17 protein-coding genes are annotated in these 16,310 nt (G+C 30.1%); 9 read left to right on the forward strand and 8 right to left on the reverse strand.

All coding sequences use genetic code 11. The annotated features are described in order from the left end of the window. Positions 1-161: 161 nt before the first annotated feature. From HMPREF1552_RS08490 to HMPREF1552_RS08505, 4 genes are all read right to left on the reverse strand, one after another. A complete protein-coding gene (locus HMPREF1552_RS08490) occupies positions 162-1,607 on the reverse strand; it encodes a TrkH family potassium uptake protein (RefSeq protein ID WP_021744754.1) in 1,446 nt (481 codons plus the stop codon). 91 nt (positions 1,608-1,698) lie between these two features. Next, positions 1,699-3,051, reverse strand: coding sequence for a Trk system potassium transporter TrkA (gene trkA, locus HMPREF1552_RS08495; RefSeq protein ID WP_021744755.1), 1,353 nt, complete (start codon positions 3,049-3,051; stop codon positions 1,699-1,701). Between the two features lie 24 nt (positions 3,052-3,075). Next, positions 3,076-4,047 (reverse strand): porphobilinogen synthase, encoded by a 972-nt coding sequence (gene hemB, locus HMPREF1552_RS08500; RefSeq protein WP_039901476.1) that lies wholly within the window; start codon positions 4,045-4,047, stop codon positions 3,076-3,078. A gap of 45 nt (positions 4,048-4,092) precedes the next feature. Next, the gene (locus tag HMPREF1552_RS08505) at positions 4,093-4,563 is read right to left on the reverse strand and encodes a bifunctional precorrin-2 dehydrogenase/sirohydrochlorin ferrochelatase (RefSeq protein WP_021744757.1); all 471 of its coding nucleotides are present in this window, start codon (positions 4,561-4,563) and stop codon (positions 4,093-4,095) included. A gap of 180 nt (positions 4,564-4,743) precedes the next feature. On the opposite strand from HMPREF1552_RS08505, the gene cobS reads away from it, so the two are divergent. The 9 genes from cobS (at position 4,744) to HMPREF1552_RS08550 (ending at position 12,336) form a co-directional block, all read left to right on the forward strand. Beyond that, positions 4,744-5,511, forward strand: coding sequence for an adenosylcobinamide-GDP ribazoletransferase (gene cobS, locus HMPREF1552_RS08510; protein WP_039901478.1), 768 nt, complete (start codon positions 4,744-4,746; stop codon positions 5,509-5,511). Between the two features lie 47 nt (positions 5,512-5,558). Next, positions 5,559-6,158, forward strand: a complete 600-nt coding sequence (locus HMPREF1552_RS08515; protein WP_021744759.1) for a histidine phosphatase family protein — start codon at positions 5,559-5,561, stop codon at positions 6,156-6,158. Between the two features lie 494 nt (positions 6,159-6,652). Then, the gene (gene argS, locus HMPREF1552_RS08520; RefSeq protein ID WP_021744760.1) at positions 6,653-8,377 is read left to right on the forward strand and encodes an arginine--tRNA ligase; all 1,725 of its coding nucleotides are present in this window, start codon (positions 6,653-6,655) and stop codon (positions 8,375-8,377) included. Positions 8,378-8,665: 288 nt separating this feature from the next. Next, on the forward strand, positions 8,666-8,953 hold the full coding sequence (locus HMPREF1552_RS08525) for a hypothetical protein (RefSeq protein ID WP_021744761.1): 288 nt from the start codon (positions 8,666-8,668) through the stop codon (positions 8,951-8,953). 14 nt (positions 8,954-8,967) lie between these two features. Continuing rightward, the gene (locus HMPREF1552_RS08530; RefSeq protein ID WP_021744762.1) at positions 8,968-9,822 is read left to right on the forward strand and encodes a polysaccharide deacetylase family protein; all 855 of its coding nucleotides are present in this window, start codon (positions 8,968-8,970) and stop codon (positions 9,820-9,822) included. Between the two features lie 143 nt (positions 9,823-9,965). Further along, positions 9,966-10,424: a septal ring lytic transglycosylase RlpA family protein gene (locus tag HMPREF1552_RS08535; protein ID WP_021744763.1), complete on the forward strand. Its 459-nt coding sequence runs from the start codon at positions 9,966-9,968 to the stop codon at positions 10,422-10,424. Positions 10,425-10,476: 52 nt separating this feature from the next. Continuing rightward, positions 10,477-11,187, forward strand: coding sequence for a 3-oxoacyl-ACP reductase FabG (fabG, locus tag HMPREF1552_RS08540; RefSeq protein WP_039901480.1), 711 nt, complete (start codon positions 10,477-10,479; stop codon positions 11,185-11,187). Between the two features lie 20 nt (positions 11,188-11,207). Continuing rightward, positions 11,208-11,840 carry an RNase H1/viroplasmin domain-containing protein gene (locus HMPREF1552_RS08545; protein ID WP_021744765.1) on the forward strand — a complete coding sequence of 211 codons (633 nt, stop codon included), beginning with the start codon at positions 11,208-11,210 and terminating at the stop codon, positions 11,838-11,840. Between the two features lie 22 nt (positions 11,841-11,862). After that, positions 11,863-12,336 (forward strand): hypothetical protein, encoded by a 474-nt coding sequence (locus HMPREF1552_RS08550; protein WP_021744766.1) that lies wholly within the window; start codon positions 11,863-11,865, stop codon positions 12,334-12,336. A 576-nt stretch (positions 12,337-12,912) separates the two neighbouring features. Here HMPREF1552_RS08550 and aroC read toward each other — a convergent pair. The 4 genes from aroC to HMPREF1552_RS08570 form a co-directional block, all read right to left on the reverse strand. After that, positions 12,913-14,010, reverse strand: coding sequence for a chorismate synthase (gene aroC, locus HMPREF1552_RS08555; RefSeq protein ID WP_021744767.1), 1,098 nt, complete (start codon positions 14,008-14,010; stop codon positions 12,913-12,915). 26 nt (positions 14,011-14,036) lie between these two features. After that, on the reverse strand, positions 14,037-15,332 hold the full coding sequence (gene aroA / locus HMPREF1552_RS08560) for a 3-phosphoshikimate 1-carboxyvinyltransferase (RefSeq protein ID WP_039901481.1): 1,296 nt from the start codon (positions 15,330-15,332) through the stop codon (positions 14,037-14,039). Between the two features lie 39 nt (positions 15,333-15,371). Then, on the reverse strand, positions 15,372-15,902 hold the full coding sequence (locus tag HMPREF1552_RS08565) for a DUF2262 domain-containing protein (protein WP_021744769.1): 531 nt from the start codon (positions 15,900-15,902) through the stop codon (positions 15,372-15,374). Between the two features lie 43 nt (positions 15,903-15,945). Continuing rightward, a partial coding sequence (locus HMPREF1552_RS08570; protein WP_021744770.1) for a DUF2262 domain-containing protein occupies positions 15,946-16,310 on the reverse strand: 365 nt, incomplete at its 5' end.

Consider the following 16,310-nt stretch of genomic DNA (forward strand, 5'->3'; position numbering starts at 1 on the left):
TTGCAGGTAATTTCTAAAAATATTTCATTCACTTTTCAAAATAAAAAAAGAAGTAGAATTCTAAAATCCCACTTCCATATATATCAAACTATTTTTCTATTGTAATAGGACTGATATTTATGATTTTCAAATTTTGATTTATTAGTTTTCTTATACTATGATTATTTTAATTTCCATGTTGTTGGAGAAAATAATATTAACATTGGAAAAATTTCCAGTCTTCCTGCAAGCATTCCAAAACTAAGAATTACTTTTGAGAAATTATTTAATTCAGCAAAACTGAATGCAGGGCCTACTTTTGCTAATCCAGGGCCGATATTATTAAATGTGGCGGCAACAGCACTAAAAGCAGTCATAAAGTCATCTGTTGAGTAGGAAATCATTAGAAGAATTCCTCCAAAAACTAGTGAATAGACTAAAAAATATACTGCAATACTTTTTTGCATAGCTGAATTTACTGGCTTATCATCATATTTTACTGTAACTACACGATTTGGACTTATCATTTGGACAATTTCAGCAAAATAGATTTTTACCATTAATACAACTCTTGATATTTTCAGTCCTCCAGCTGTAGAGCCTGCACATGCTCCAAAAAACATTAGGATAAGCAAGATAACTTGTGAAAATAACGGCCATTTTCCAAAATCAGCTGTAGAATATCCAGTTGTTGTTATGACTGAGGAAACTGAGAAAAATACATCTCTTATACAGTTCCATATGGAGCCGTATGTCTGATATATATTGAAAACTATTAGTGTAATTGCTCCAAAAACTATTAGTAAATAATATTTTAATTCTTCATTTTTAAAGATGTCTTTTATTTTTCCAATTAAAATAAAATAATAAATATTAAAGTTTACTCCAAAAACTAGCATTCCAATTCCTAAAACAATTTCAACATAAGGGTTGTTATACGGTAAAATGCTCCCATTTCTTACCCCAAAACCACCTGTTCCAGCCGTACCAAATGCAAGAAGCGAAGATTCAAACAAGTCCAGCCCGCCAAACATTAATAAAATTATTACAGCAATTGTCATTACAATATAAATTTTATAAAGCATTCTGGCTGTTGTTGATAATTTGGACACCAATTTTCCAAATGTCGGACCTGGAACTTCAGCTTTCATTACGTGAACTGAAGTCGCAGAACTGGGAAAAATTGCAAGTGCCAGAACTAGCACTCCCATTCCTCCGACAAAATGAGTAAAACTTCGCCAGAATAAATTGGAATGGCTAATTTTACTAAGATCAGTTATTATACTTGAACCAGTCGTCGTAAAACCGCTCACAATTTCAAAAAAAGCATCTACAAACGACGGTATTTCCTTTGTGAATACAAACGGCAATGCTCCAAACATAGACATTAAAATCCACGAAAGCGAAACAATTATATAGCCTTCTCTTCCCTGAATCCGCTCATCTTTAGGAAGTTTTGCTGAAAGCAGAAAGCCAGTTGCCAGAAGAAGAAGTATTACAGAGCCGTAAGCAATTTTATATTTTGCATTTTCATTGTATAAAAAACTTATAATTAAAGGTAATACCATTAATCCAGCTTCAAGTATAAGTATTTTTCCAGTTATAAAACCTATCATTCTTTTATTCATTTTTACTCCTTAAATTAATATAATCGATTTTTTTTATTTAAGTGAATTTGGACTTAAATTTTAGATGCGAATATATTTAAATTTTACAGTTTTATTCTAAAATATCGTCAAAATCTTCGATAGAAGATGCTATTGCTACAATCATTACGCTGTCATTGTTTTTGATAGCATCATTTCCTCCCGGAAAAATCATTTTATTATCCCGCAATATACTTACAATCAATATTCCTTTTTTTAATTTTAAATCTTTTAGCGGAACATTAACAGCGGCACTATTTTCATTGATTTCGAAAGTAATAAATTCCACCTGGTTTTCTAGCCTGTATAAAAAACTCATTGTGGATCCTCGCATATCTGTTTTTGATCTTACAACTCTTATTATCATGTCAGAAATAACTTTTTTTGGGACAACTGTCGATGTTCTAGTATTGTTTTCAAGTATAGGAAGTAGCAATGTTCTATTCATTTTTGTAATTAACTTAGAATTTGTTATGGAGTTTACAAACATTGAAATAACAACATTTTCTTCATCACTATCTGTAAGAATTACAGTTGCATCATAGTTATTTATTCCTTCCTGTACTAAGAATTCCTGATCGGCTTCATCTCCTTTTATTACAATTGCTTTTGGATAAGCTTCACTCAGTTTTTCTGCACGTGTTCTATCATTTTCTATGACTTTTACCTTGTTTTTGTTTTCAATAAGTTTTCCAATTAAATAATGAGAAATTGTTCCTCCACCGATAAGCAGTGTAGATCCGATTTTTAAGTTGCTTTGTTCAATTCTGTCATAAAATTTATGAACTGCTTCTATAGAACCTGCAACATAGACAACATCTCCTTCCAGGATAGTAAAATCTCCAGTTGGAATAAAGACATTTTCATCTCTTCTGACAGTGCAGATAATAACTTTGTCTTTTGTGCTAAATTCAAGATTTTTTAACTGTGTCCCATTCAGAAAACTATTTTTTTCAACTTTTATTGAAATAAAGCTGGCTTTTTGTCCAAAAAAGTTTTCTACACTTAAGGCAACTGGAAACATTAGTTTATTTGCAATGCTTTTGGCAGTTTCCATTTCGGGATTTATCATAAGGGAAATTCCAAGTCCTTCCCTTACAAATTGCATATTTGAACTGTATTCAGGATTTCTTACTCTTGCTATAGTAAATTTTGAACCAATTTTTTTTGCTATTATTGAAGAGATTATGTTTAGCTCATCTGATTCTGTTGCAGCAATAAAAATATCGGCACTGTCTGCACCAGCTTCAAGTAAAGTCTCATAAGACTCTCCATTTCCTACAAGCCCAGTTATATCGTAAGTTTCTACAAGCTTATTTAATACTTTTTCTTCTTTCTCAATTAAAATGACATCGTTACCTTCAGCTGAAAGTTCGCTACAAAGCGATTCACCAACGACACCAGCTCCTGCTATAACTATTTTCATATTTTTTCTCTTTCTTGTTATTTTTTATTTATTTTCTAAATATTTTGCGATTTCCTTTGCATAATAAGTAATGATAGCGTTTGCACCAGCTCTTTTCATCGCATACATCTGTTCCATGACAATTTTCATTTCATCAATCCATCCATTTTCAGCTGCAGCTTTTACCATTGAATATTCTCCCGAGACGCTGTAAGCTACGATTGGGATTTCAAATTTATCACTTACCTTTTTTATAACATCAAGATATGCCATTGCAGGCTTCACAATTATAATATCTGCTCCTTGACGTAAATCTTCAGCAACTTCGTCTATCGCATCTTTTGAATATTGAAAATTCATCTGGTAAGATTTTCTATCTCCAAATTGAGGAGCTGAATCTGCTGCATCTCTAAAAGGTCCGTAAAATGCTGATGAATATTTTACTGAATAAGCCATTACTGGAATATTTTCAAAATTATTTTGAGCTAAAACATTGGAAATTTTTTCCACACGTCCATCCATCATGTCTGAAGGTGCTACAATATCTGCTCCAGCCTTTGCGTAGGAGAGTGCTGTTTTTCCAAGAACTTCTAAAGTTTCATCATTTTTTACATAACCATTTTCATCAAGAATACCACAATGGCCATGACTTGTATATTCACAGCAGCAAATATCGCAGATTACAAGAAAATTGTCATATTTTTCTTTTATAAATCGAACTGCATTCTGAATAATACCATTTTCATTGTAGGCTTCTGTTGCACAGGCATCCTTATTTTTAGGAATTCCAAAAAGCAAAATCGAATTTATCCCCAATTTTACTAGTTCATCCAGTTCTTCAGAAAGCCTGTCAATAGAGTATCTAAAAATTCCTGGCATTGAAGGGATTTCGTTCTTGATATTTTCTCCCTCTTCAATAAAAATTGGATAAATCAAATCTTCCTTTGAGACATAAACATCTTTTACAAGATTTCTTATCACTTCATTTTTTCGTAATTTTCTATGTCTTTTAAACATTTTTGTTTCACCTTTTTTCATTTCGTTATTTTAAAGTTTGAATATTTATTTTTCTATTTTGTCAAGAACTTTTTGAATTTCACTTTTCATAGCACGTGAACGTTTGCAGTTTTTACCGCTCGTAGAAATTGCAATTTGAAATTCGCTGTTTTTTACAATTCCTCCAAACATTGCGTTCATTTTAGTTTTTGAAGATGCATTATTAATTAATATTTCTTTAGAATCACAAACTTGTGCTATATTTTCATTCAGCTGTTCATCATCTGTAGCTGAAATAACTAGAAAGAAATCTTTTACAAGTTTTTCAATTTCATCTTTATTGTTTTCGATTTTCTTGTTATCTTCTATTTTTAAATTTTTTAGTTCTAGTATACTTTGCTCTTTAATGTTATCAGTAACAACAGTAACATCAGCTCCGTACTCTAAAACTTTTTTGATTTTTTTTAGTGCAACTTTTCCACCTCCAATAACAAGAACTTTTTTATTTTCCAAGTTTATAAATAATGGAAACCACATATTTTAATGCTCCTTTCACTTTTTTCTGATGACAATAGAATAACATATTATAAGTAGAAAAACAAGCGATTTATAACATAATATTTTTTTCACTAAAAATATATAAATAACGTGATTTTTTTTTACAAAAATGATAAAATATAGAAAAATTTCTAAAAATAAAATACAGGGGGCTTTGTTATGAAATACATAAAAAATTTTTTTGAACAATTCATTATCTTAATCCAATTTATGACACGTATTCCAATACCAATAAAAGTAGAGTATAGTGAGAAAAAATTAGGAAAGTCAATTAAATTTTTTCCATTAGTTGGCTTAATCATTGGCTTAATTTTATATTTTTCAAATTTTTTAATTACAGTCTATCTAAAAAATATTTTTTATAATAAAGTGATAATTGCTGTACTTATTATAATTATAGAAATTTTAGCTGTTGGAATAATCCATATTGATGGACTTGCTGATACTTTTGATGGACTTTTTAGTTATGCTAAGAAAGAAAAAATGCTGGAAATTATGAAAGATTCAAGAATCGGTACAAATGGAACAGTTGTATTAATTTTATATTTCATTACAAAAATTACTATAATTTCTGAAATTATCACAATAAACTCGAAATACCTAATAATTTTTCCAATCATCGCAAGACTTTCAACATCAGTAAATGCTGGTCTTTCTGACTATGCTAGAAAATCTGGAATGAGTAATGCCATAATTTCTGAAAATGGTATTTTTGAAGTAATTTTTTCACTTATATTGACAAATGCTCTAGTATTTCTTATAATTGGAACAAAAAGCGGTATTGCTTTATTTATCGCACTTCTATTTATAATTCTGTTTATGTTTAATGTACAAAAAAAGATTGGCGGGATAACGGGCGATACAATGGGAGCTTCTCTTGAATTAACATCAATATTAGTGCTATTTTTAGGGATTGTTTTACGGTAACTAAATAAAATGCAGTAAAAATAAAGATAATCAAAGAGGAGAATAGGATGACAGAAATATTATTTATAAGACATGGTGAAACAGACCATAATAAAAAACATTTGTATTACGGACATCTAAATCCAAGCTTGAATACAACAGGAATAAATCAGTTAAAAAATACGAAAAAAAAACTTGAAGAACTGAATGAAAAAATAGATGTAGTATTTTCAAGCGACTTAAATCGATGTAGAGAAAGTTTAGAACTTTTGGAAATTGACAAAAATATAAAAAAGAATTTTTCTGAAAACCTAAGAGAACTGAATTTTGGGATACTTGAAGGGAAAACTTACAAAGACATTGAAAAGGAGTTCCCGCATTATATCTATGAAATGAAAAATAACTGGAAACATTTTAAGGCAGAAGGTGGAGAAAGCCTTTCTGATTTGCAAAAACGAATTGTGAAAAAAATTGAGAAAATAAAGAAAGATTATCAAAACAAAAGAATACTTATTATAGCTCATGCGGGAGTTATCCAATCTTTAATTAGCTATTATCTATTCTGCAACTTGGATGGATACTGGAAATTTAAGATAGATAACGGAAGCATTACAAAAATGACTGTTATGGATGACGGATTTATTTATTTTAATTATATTAATAAATAAAATATTAATTTTTCATAGTTTTATTTTTAATATTTATCTGAATATATTAAAAAATAATTTTAATCAATTAAAATTTATGTTATAATATATTAACTCCGAATGTTAGGAGGTGAATAAAGATGAGAGTAAAAGAAACTATCAAAATTCTTTTACTAATTTTACTGGAACTATTGAGATACTTAATTGAAAAATTCCTGTAAAAGAAAAAGAGAGTGTTGCACCACTCTCTTTTTTTATCTCCAAATGTTAGTTAGTTTTACGAAACGATTATATCACATAAGTTATTTTAAATCAACTAAATTGTTTTTAAAATTTTATAAATCTGTAAATTAATTAAATGTAACAAAAAGTAAAAATAATATAAAAATAAACTCTTCAAATTTTATTAAAATTGTTATATAATATTCAAGTAAATATTTTTTAATAAAAGGATTATGCGTTATCCTAAAATTAACGTAAATCTATGAAAGGAAGGGAAAAAAGTTTTTAAGATAATGGAATTGTTGACAATAAAATTAAAAAAATTATTTTCAGAAAATATAAATAATATTTTTGGTGCTGATTATACAGAAAAAGTCGATATTCAAAATTCCACAAAAAGAGAATTTGGAGATTTTCAGACAAATTTTGCGATGGTTAGTTCAAAATTAATTGGTAAAAATCCACGAGAGATTGCAAGTACACTTGTAGATAATTTTAAAGAAAATGATATTATTGAAAAGTTGGAAATTGCAGGGCCAGGATTTATTAATATTTATTTGAAAAATAACTTTTTGAATGAAGAATTAAAAAAAGTGGAAAATGAAAAATACGATTTTTCTTTTTTAAATACAGGTAAAACTATAATAATTGATTATTCTTCACCTAATATTGCTAAGAGAATGCACATTGGACATTTGAGAAGTACAATTATTGGGGATTCCATCAAGAGAACTTTGCAATTTTTAGGTTTTCATACACTTGCTGACAATCATATTGGTGATTGGGGAACACAATTTGGAAAACTCATTGTAGCTTATAAGAATTGGCTGAATAAGAAGTCCTACGAAGAAGATCCGATTGGTGAACTGGAAAGAATTTATGTGCAGTTTTCTGATGAAGCTAAAAAAAATCCTGCTTTGGAGGATGAAGCTCGTGAAGAACTAAAAAAATTACAGCTTGGAGATGAAGAAAATCAAAAATTGTGGAAGGAATTTATAGATATTTCACTAAAAGAATACAATAAAATTTATGATAGGCTTGGTGTGAACTTCGACTATTATTATGGCGAATCGTTTTACAATGATATGATGCCAGCTGTACTGGAAGAATTGAAGGAAAAAGGTATTGCACGTGAAGATCAGGGAGCATTGGTCGTGTTTTTTGAAAATGACAAGCTGCCACCTGCAATTGTGCAGAAAAAAGATGGAAGCTTCCTGTATACAACTTCTGACCTGGCTACAATGAAATTTAGAAAAGATGAATTAAATGTAGACGAAGCTGTTTACCTAACTGATGATAGGCAGCAAAATCACTTTAAGCAGGTTTTTGAAATTGGCGAAATGCTGGGAGAACCTTATAATTACAAAAAGACTCATGTTGTATTTGGAATTATGAGATTTGGTGATGGAATGATTTTTTCTTCCAGAAGCGGAAATATAATAAGACTTGTTGATTTGCTAGATGAGGCAAAAACTCAAGTTAAAAAGGTAATTGATGAAAAAAATCCGAATATTCCAGAAGAAGAAAAAGAAAAAATTGCTGAAATTGTGGGAAGCGGAGCTATAAAATACTTTGATTTGAGCCAGAACAGGACTTCGGATATAACATTTACTTGGGACAAGGTACTTAGTTTTGAAGGAAATACGGGTCCTTATTTGCAATATACTTATGTTCGGATTATGTCGATTTTTAGAAAATTGAAGGAAGAAAATATTAATGTGGAAAATAAAGATATTATTTTAGACGATATGACTGGCATTGAACGAGAACTAGCTACGGAGCTTTTAAGATTTCCACAGGCAGTAGTAAAATCGTATGAAAGCTATCGTCCAAACATAATAGCTGATTATTTATTTGACATGGCAAAATTATTTAATAATTTCTATAATTCAAGTTCTATTCTGAAGGAAGAAAATAAAAAAATTATGGATGCACGAATTTTATTATCAGAAAAAACTGCATTTGTTTTAAAAGAAGGACTTAGCCTTCTTGGAATTACGACTGTAGATAGAATGTAAATTTATAAAAATTTTAGTTAGAAAACTTCTAAAAACAGAAATAATACAACTTTTACTAAAAAAGAGAAATAAATTAATCAAAAAACAATTTTGATTTAATCGGGATTTAATGATTATGGTGTATACTATATTCAGATCGATTAAAAGATCTGAAACCTCAATTAACCCCCCCTTTTATGGCCCTCTTTTTTAAGAGGGCTTTTTACTTTTTATACATCTGACAACTTTAACATAATAATCAACTGATTTATTAAATTAAAAAATTAAATTATAGAAAAGAGGAGAAAAATGGCAAAACAACAACAACAATTTCTTTATGATTACAGAAGTGATCATGATGAAAGCGGAAAAGGCTTAGGAAAAATCGCATTTATTTTACTTATTTTTTCAATCCTTCTAGTCTTACTTTCACATTTTGTATTAATTGAAAAGAAGGAAAAATTTGAAAAGGAGATTCCTGTTTTAAAAGAAAACAAGCAGACACTTGAAAAAGAAGTGGAAGTCCTTAATGGACGTATAAAACATAGTGAAGAAAGCTATAAAAAAGTTGAAGCGCTAGTAAATAAATATAAATAAAAAGGAGTAGAGAAATGAAAAAAATACTATCAATTATCGGTTTAACACTTGCTATAGCAGGATTTTTATATTCAAGTTTCCATATCTTTGGAACAACTGCAAAATTTATAGAACAACATAACCTAAAATCAAACGTTAAAAAATTAACTGCCGATAAAAATAAGAAAACTGAGGAGCTTACAGTACTTACTAAAAAAAATGCAGAAATAAAGGGACAATACGAACAACTGAAGGCTGACAAAAAGATTAAGACTGTATACTTGACTTTTGATGACGGACCTTCACCACACACTGATCAAATACTTGAAATTTTGAAAAAAAATAATATAAAGGCAACATTCTTTGTAATTGGAATTGGAAAAAATTACAATGATTATAAGAAAATAATTGACCATGGACATGTACTCGGATTACATACTTATTCGCATGAATATAAAGAAGTTTATGCAAATGAAGAAAGTTTCTTTAAAGATCTTTATAAAATAAGAGATGCTGTAAAATCAACAACTGGATTAGATGTGAAAATTACAAGATTTCCTGGTGGATCAAGCAATGCGATAGCGTCTAAAGCTCTAAAAACAGCTATAATTAACAGAATGACAAAAGAAGGGTATGTATATTTTGACTGGAATTGTGATTCAACAGATGCTTCTGGAAATAATGTTCCTGTAGAAAAATTGGTTAAATATGGTGTCTGCACAACTCACTCTGATATAAATGTCCTAATGCACGATACACATGCTAAGAAAACTACTGTTCAAGCGCTGCAGCAAATTATTGACGGATATAAAAAGGCTGGATATACATTTGAAACTTTAGATGTAAATAGTCCAAAAATTCAGCATGTAAAACAACCTGAACTGAAATAACTAAGTAAAAAATAAGTAATTAAACATTAAAAATATGATATAATATAGAAGTTGTTCAAATTATTTTTTAAATATTTGGATATTGTAGCAAATACTTTTAATCTTCAATGCTATAAAATCTTTTATTATTAAGGAGAATATTAATGAAAAAAATAGTTACTATATTTGCAGGATTAACAATATCGCTGTTGTTAATTTCAAAAACAAATACAGACAATAATATAGTCTACGTAAAAAATGAAATAACGAAATCTACTGAGAACGAAGCTGATTTATATGCTTCCAAAAAATCAGGTTCAAAAAAATCACAAAGTGGAATAGCTTCATATTACGGAAAAGGACTGCACGGAAGTAGAACAGCTAGTGGAGAAAGACATAATAGACATGAAATGGTCGCAGCTCATAGATCTCTTCCATTCGGAACAAAAGTAAAAGTTACAAACTTAAGTAATGGAAAGGAAGTTATCGTAAAAATCAATGATAGAGGTCCTTTTGCAAAAGGACGTGTAATTGATTTGAGCTATGGGGCTTTTTCAAAAATAGAAAATCCGGGAAAAGGACTAACAAGAGTAAAACTTGAAGTTTTAAATTCTTTAAAATAGTTCATATTTGGAACAGTAAAATTATTATTTTAAAAGAAAGGTGGAAAATATAGTGTTAAATGGTAAAATTGCATTAATTACAGGTGGTTCAAGAGGAATTGGAAAGGAAATAGCACTAAAATTTGCTGAAAATGGAGCAACTGTTATTTCTGGAGATTTAATTGATCCTGATTACAGCCATGAAAATGTTTCGCACGTTAAATTAAATGTTACTGATAGAGAAAATATAAAAGAGATTGCAAATGAAATCAAAGAAAAATATGGAAGATTGGATATTCTTGTAAATAATGCAGGAATTACAAGAGATTCATTACTTCAAAGAATGAAGGAAGCAGACTGGGATTTAGTAATTGATATTAACTTAAAAGGTGTCTACAATGTGATGCAAGGTTTTGTTTCTTTATTATTAAAGAGCAAAGCTTCAAGTGTAATTAATATGGCTTCTGTAGTAGGAGTAGATGGAAATGCAGGACAAACTAACTATGCAGCTACAAAAGGTGGAGTAATCGCTATGGCAAAAACTTGGGCAAAAGAATTTGGTAGAAAAAATCTTAGATCAAACGCAATTGCACCGGGATTTATCGAAACAAATATGACTCATGTATTACCTGAAAAAGTTGTAGAAACTGTACTTGCAAATACTCCACTTAGAAAGATGGGAGATGCTGAAGATGTTGCAAATGCTGCATTGTACTTAGCAAGTGACATGTCTAAATTTGTTACAGGACAAGTTTTAAGAGTTGACGGAGGATTGAATTTATAATTCAATAAATTTATTTAAAAATGGCAAAAAATAAAAAATTCTATGCTTATTTCATTATAGATACAAATAAAAATGGAATACTTGAAAGCTGGACGGATTGTCAAAAAAGAGTAAGTGGTAAAAAAGCCCGTTATAAATCATTTAAAAATTTTTCTGAAGCACAAGAATGGTTGAATTCTGGAGCAAATTATGAAAAAAAAGAGAAAAGTGATTTGACTAAACTGTATTCTGAACTAGAGCGTGATGCAATTTATTTTGATGCAGGAACAGGACGGGGCAACGGTGTGGAAGTCAGATTGACTGATTTTGACGGTAATTCACTACTTTATAAAATTATGAACGAAAAAAATATCAATGAATTTGGAAATTATTATGTCGCTGACACCAGAACAAATAACTTTGGTGAATTAGTTGGTATTTACACAGCTTTTGTTTATGCTAAAAAATATGATACAAAGATAATTTGTGGAGACAGTTCTCTCGTTATTGAATATTGGTCAAAAGGACGATACAATAATTCCAGTTTGAAAAATGATACAATTGAACTCATAAAAAAAGTTGCTTTAATGAGAAATGAATTTGAAAAAAAAGGTGGAATCGTAAAAAAAATCTCAGGAGATGTTAATCCCGCTGATTTAGGATTCCACAAATAATGCTAAATAAAGGAGGCTTTTCATGAAAAAAATATTATTAATGGTAATGATGCTAATGATGTCTGTTATTGGGATCGCTGCAAAAACAAAAGTTGCAAATAAATCTTTTAAAGGAGATTATTCAAGAACAACAAATACATTTGTCTACATAAAGGATAATTTGGTATTTCCAAATAAAACTCTTAACTACACAGTGAAAGATTCTACTGGTCTACTTGACCGTATTTATGATTTTATTGGTCAAAAATACGGTGTAACTGATGAAGATATAGTTAATCTAGATGTTAATGGAGTTGTATCTAAAGATGGTGTACTAACTATACAAAAAATAAATAATTATAGAATACCTGAATATAAGTTACATCCTGAACTTGGCTATACTGCTCCGCCAAGTTCTGATGTAGCTCCTGTTACTGCATCACAAGAAGATTCTTTAGATAATTCGAATCTAAATAATGATACTGGATCTTTTTTCAATCAAGAAACTGGAAATTAGTTATCAAGTTAAATTATAAAAAGCAAGGGGTTAATTTACTCCTTGCCTATTTTTTTATAAGATATTCTATAACTGTTTCTTAATTTCCTTTTTTCGTTATATACCGTAAAAGTTCTCATTGTATAAAAATCCAATTCCACAGCCATTAAGTCTGTAAGAATAATATAACTTTTCATCGTCATTATTGTATTTAATAAATCTTTTTAAAATTTACCAAATTCTCATAATCTTTACTGTAGCAAATACAATAAAACCAATAACAAACATTATAAATATTAATACCTTTAGTTACATTTTTTCTTCTCCATTTTCATAAACTGTCTTTTTTAAAAGTTTTCTATCTTCTGAATGCTTAATTTTTTTCATGAACAATACCATTTCTATATGGAGTTTTCCCTTTATTGATAATCTTTAAATTCAGACTCAGATTCTAAATTCTTATCATAAAACGCTTTAACAATTCTATCTAACAGTTCTAATTGAAACTGCTAGAAGCACACTGAAAATAAAAAGAATAAAAAATTAAACAAATAAATTTTTTTATACATGAAACTCTCTTAAACAAAATAATTATTTTTACAATTCTCTTTTTTTACTTTCCAAAACTCTATCTAAGATCACAATCGCCGTAGCTGCCTCCAATACTGGCACTACTCTCGGTACTATTATTGGGTCATGTCTTCCTCGCACTTCTAAAATATCATTTTGCTTTGTTTCAAGATTTACAGTTTTTTGTGCTCTTTCTATTGAAGCTGTGGGTTTTATTGCCACCTTAAATGATATTGGCATTCCAGTCGTTATTCCACCTATGATTCCACCGTTATTATTTGTAAATGATTTTATATTACCTTTTTCATCATAAAACATTTCATCATTTGCTTCGTACCCTGTCATTTCTGTAATTCCAAAGCCTGCTCCAAATTCTATTCCCTTTGTAGCTGGTACTGAAAAAATCATTCTTGAAAGCTCGCTTTCCATGGATTCAAAATATGGGTCTCCTATTCCCGCAGGAAGTCCTGTAACCATAAGTTCTACAATTCCACCAAGTGAATTCTTTTCTTCCCTAGTTTTTTCCACAGCCTTCTCAATTTTTTCCACAATTTCCTCATTCAAGACAGGCAAAGTCATATTTCTGAGTTTATTAATATTTTCTTCTGTAATATCGCTTTCCACAAAATCTCTATCTTCAATATCTTTCACTGATTTAATGTGAGCTGCAATTAAAATCCCATGCTCCCTCAAAATCTGTTTTGCAATCGCTCCAGCAAATACCAACGAAGCCGTTATTCGTCCTGAAAAATGCCCGCTTCCACGAATATCGTTAAATCCGTTATATCTGTTAAATCCACTCCAATCTGCATGTCCTGGTCTTGGCTTTCTTTTTAATTCGCTGTAATCTTTTGAACGCTGATTTGAATTTCTGATAATCATCGCAAGTGGCGTTCCAGTAGTTTTTCCATCAAAAAATCCACTCAAAATCTCAAATTCGTCCTTCTCCACTCTAGGTGTTGTCAATTTTGATCTTCCAGGTGCTCTTCTTCTCATTTCCTGCGAGATAAATTCCAAATCCAGTTCTGTCCCAGCTGGAATTCCATCAATATTTACTCCCAATGCTGTTCCATGAGATTCCCCAAAAATTGATATTTTATAGTTTTTTCCAAAATTTGCTCCCATTTTTTTGCTCCTTATTATTTCCAATTCTATTTTTCAATAATCTCAATCTCTCCACCCATTTTCACAAAATCATCCCAGAAATGCGGATAAGATTTTCTAACACTTTCAGCCTCTTCCAAAATTATTTCCTTTTTGCATCTTGTTGAAGCAATCGCAAGTGACATTGCAATTCTATGATCATTCCAAGCATTTACAATCACTCCGCCATTAAAGTTTTCCACACCTTGAATAATTAAACTGTCCCCTTCCTCAACCACATTCGCTCCAAGTTTATTCAGTTCAGTCTTTATTGAAGTTATTCTATCCGATTCTTTTATTCTCAATCTTTCTCCATTAATAATTCTAGTTTCTCCTTCACTCAAGGCCCCTAATACTGTCAAAATTGGCCCAATATCAGGACATTGCGAAATATCAATTACTGTTCCTTTAGTTTTAGAAGGTCTCACAAGTACATAATCATCGAAAATCTTAAGATTTGCTCCCATTCTAGTCACAATCTCAATAATTTCCCTGTCACCTTGCAACGAATTTTTATTCACATGTAGACATTTTATTTCGTTATCCTTATTAGCCGAAATTATTCCAGCTACAATCCAAAACGCCACTTGTGAATAATCCCCCTCAACAGTATAATCAAACGGCTTATAAATCTGATTTCCCTTTATATCGAAACTCTTATAGTTATTGTTCACAATCTTAATTCCTGCCAGTTTCAATATTTCCAATGTCAAATCAATATATCCCTTTGACTCCAAATTCTTATTAATAGTCAGCTTTGAATCTCCGTCCAAGAGTGGCAAGGCATACAAAAGTCCCGTAATAAACTGTGAACTTATATTCCCATCAATTTCATAATTCCCTGCCTTCAATTTTCCATTCACTGTAAGTGGCAATTTCCCATTCTCATTTTTATAAAAAATTCCCTGTTTATCAAAAATCCTATAATACGAGTCAAGCGGTCTGTCCACCAATTTACCTTTTCCGTCGAAAATCAATTCATTTTCACTTGTAATCCCAATCGGTATCAAAAACCTGATTGTAGATCCCGACTCATTACATTGCACATACTTATCCTTCGGAACAACTTTCCCATCATTCCCGATAATCTCAAGAGCACTCTCAAATCTTTTAATTTTCGCTCCCCAGTTTTCCATAATATCCGTTGTTGTTGTAATATCCACCGAGAACTTCAAATTATCAATCTTTGACTTCTTCCCGCTTTCAGCTAATGCAGCTGCAATCACTGCTCTGTGTGAATAACTTTTAGATGGCGGGATTTCTATTTTTCCATTTAATATGCTTGGTTTTATTTTTATTTTCATAAATTTTTTCTCCTTTTTATTCATTCTACTTTAAAAATTTTATCCTACTTCACCATCACAATCCAACTCTCCATTAATATTTCCACTTAACATAATAGCATGTCCAAGAAAAAATATGTCATTGTCATAATAAAATGCTGTAAAATCTCCATCAGCAGTTACCCATAAACCTTGCAAATAAATACAATTTCTAAATACTCTTTCAGGAACTATTTCTCTCTTCAATTCTTCAATTTCTTCCTCTGATAATTCAATCTCTGAATTTTCATGAATATTCTCAATAAATTCTTCCAATTCTTCTTCATCGTCAACACAAAGCCAATCCATAACTCCGTCTTTCCCATAATCACTTACCAAATCTTTCATTTTTGTGTCCCATTCTTTTTGATTGAGATACATAATTTTAAATTGTTCAACCGCCTCTTTAACTTCCTCTACTTTTTTCTCTTCATTCCAATCACTCTCAATTCCACCATCAAAACTCACACTTATTTTTCTCCCAAGCCACTCAACTTCAGTTTCAAAATTTTTTATTTCTCCAAAAATTTCATCTATAATTGCTTTACACACACTAATCCTCCACTTTATTATTTTTTTATTTCATAAAATTATCCTACAATTTCGCTTTATATTTAAACTCCCCACTAATATTTCCCATTAATTCAATCCCATGCCCTGCAAAAAACACTTCATTATCATAATAGTACACCGAAAAATCTCCATTAGAAGTTATACGCACCCCTTCAAGATAAATCCCATTTTTAAAAACTTCTTTTGAAACTTTCAGTTCTTTTAACTCTTCCTTTTCTTTTTTCGTAAATTTAGAATTTGAATTTTTTTCAAGTATTTCTATCATTTCATCAACATCTTCCTCATCTACTGAAGAAAACCAATCTTCCGCTAACCAATGCAAATCTTCCACAATTCTATCCCTTATTCTCTCATCCCATTCTTTTTGATTGAGATACATAATTTTAA

Source organism: Leptotrichia sp. oral taxon 879 str. F0557 (genome assembly GCF_000469385.1).
Taxonomy (GTDB): Bacteria; Fusobacteriota; Fusobacteriia; order Fusobacteriales; family Leptotrichiaceae; genus Leptotrichia; species Leptotrichia mesophila.

Excerpts from the sequence above, each read along its gene's own strand:
- HMPREF1552_RS08530 (WP_021744762.1), top strand. The coding sequence starts at position 8,968 with ATGAAAAAAATACTATCAATTATCGGTTTAACACTTGCTATAGCAGGA.
- HMPREF1552_RS08505 (WP_021744757.1), bottom strand. The coding sequence starts at position 4,563 with ATGTGGTTTCCATTATTTATAAACTTGGAAAATAAAAAAGTTCTTGTT.
- HMPREF1552_RS08490 (WP_021744754.1), bottom strand. The coding sequence starts at position 1,607 with ATGAATAAAAGAATGATAGGTTTTATAACTGGAAAAATACTTATACTT.
- HMPREF1552_RS08525 (WP_021744761.1), top strand. The coding sequence starts at position 8,666 with ATGGCAAAACAACAACAACAATTTCTTTATGATTACAGAAGTGATCAT.
- cobS (WP_039901478.1), top strand. The coding sequence starts at position 4,744 with ATGAAATACATAAAAAATTTTTTTGAACAATTCATTATCTTAATCCAA.
- argS (WP_021744760.1), top strand. The coding sequence starts at position 6,653 with ATGGAATTGTTGACAATAAAATTAAAAAAATTATTTTCAGAAAATATA.
- aroC (WP_021744767.1), bottom strand. The coding sequence starts at position 14,010 with ATGGGAGCAAATTTTGGAAAAAACTATAAAATATCAATTTTTGGGGAA.
- HMPREF1552_RS08515 (WP_021744759.1), top strand. The coding sequence starts at position 5,559 with ATGACAGAAATATTATTTATAAGACATGGTGAAACAGACCATAATAAA.
- HMPREF1552_RS08535 (WP_021744763.1), top strand. The coding sequence starts at position 9,966 with ATGAAAAAAATAGTTACTATATTTGCAGGATTAACAATATCGCTGTTG.
- trkA (WP_021744755.1), bottom strand. The coding sequence starts at position 3,051 with ATGAAAATAGTTATAGCAGGAGCTGGTGTCGTTGGTGAATCGCTTTGT.
- HMPREF1552_RS08550 (WP_021744766.1), top strand. The coding sequence starts at position 11,863 with ATGAAAAAAATATTATTAATGGTAATGATGCTAATGATGTCTGTTATT.
- aroA (WP_039901481.1), bottom strand. The coding sequence starts at position 15,332 with ATGAAAATAAAAATAAAACCAAGCATATTAAATGGAAAAATAGAAATC.
- HMPREF1552_RS08545 (WP_021744765.1), top strand. The coding sequence starts at position 11,208 with ATGGCAAAAAATAAAAAATTCTATGCTTATTTCATTATAGATACAAAT.
- hemB (WP_039901476.1), bottom strand. The coding sequence starts at position 4,047 with ATGTTTAAAAGACATAGAAAATTACGAAAAAATGAAGTGATAAGAAAT.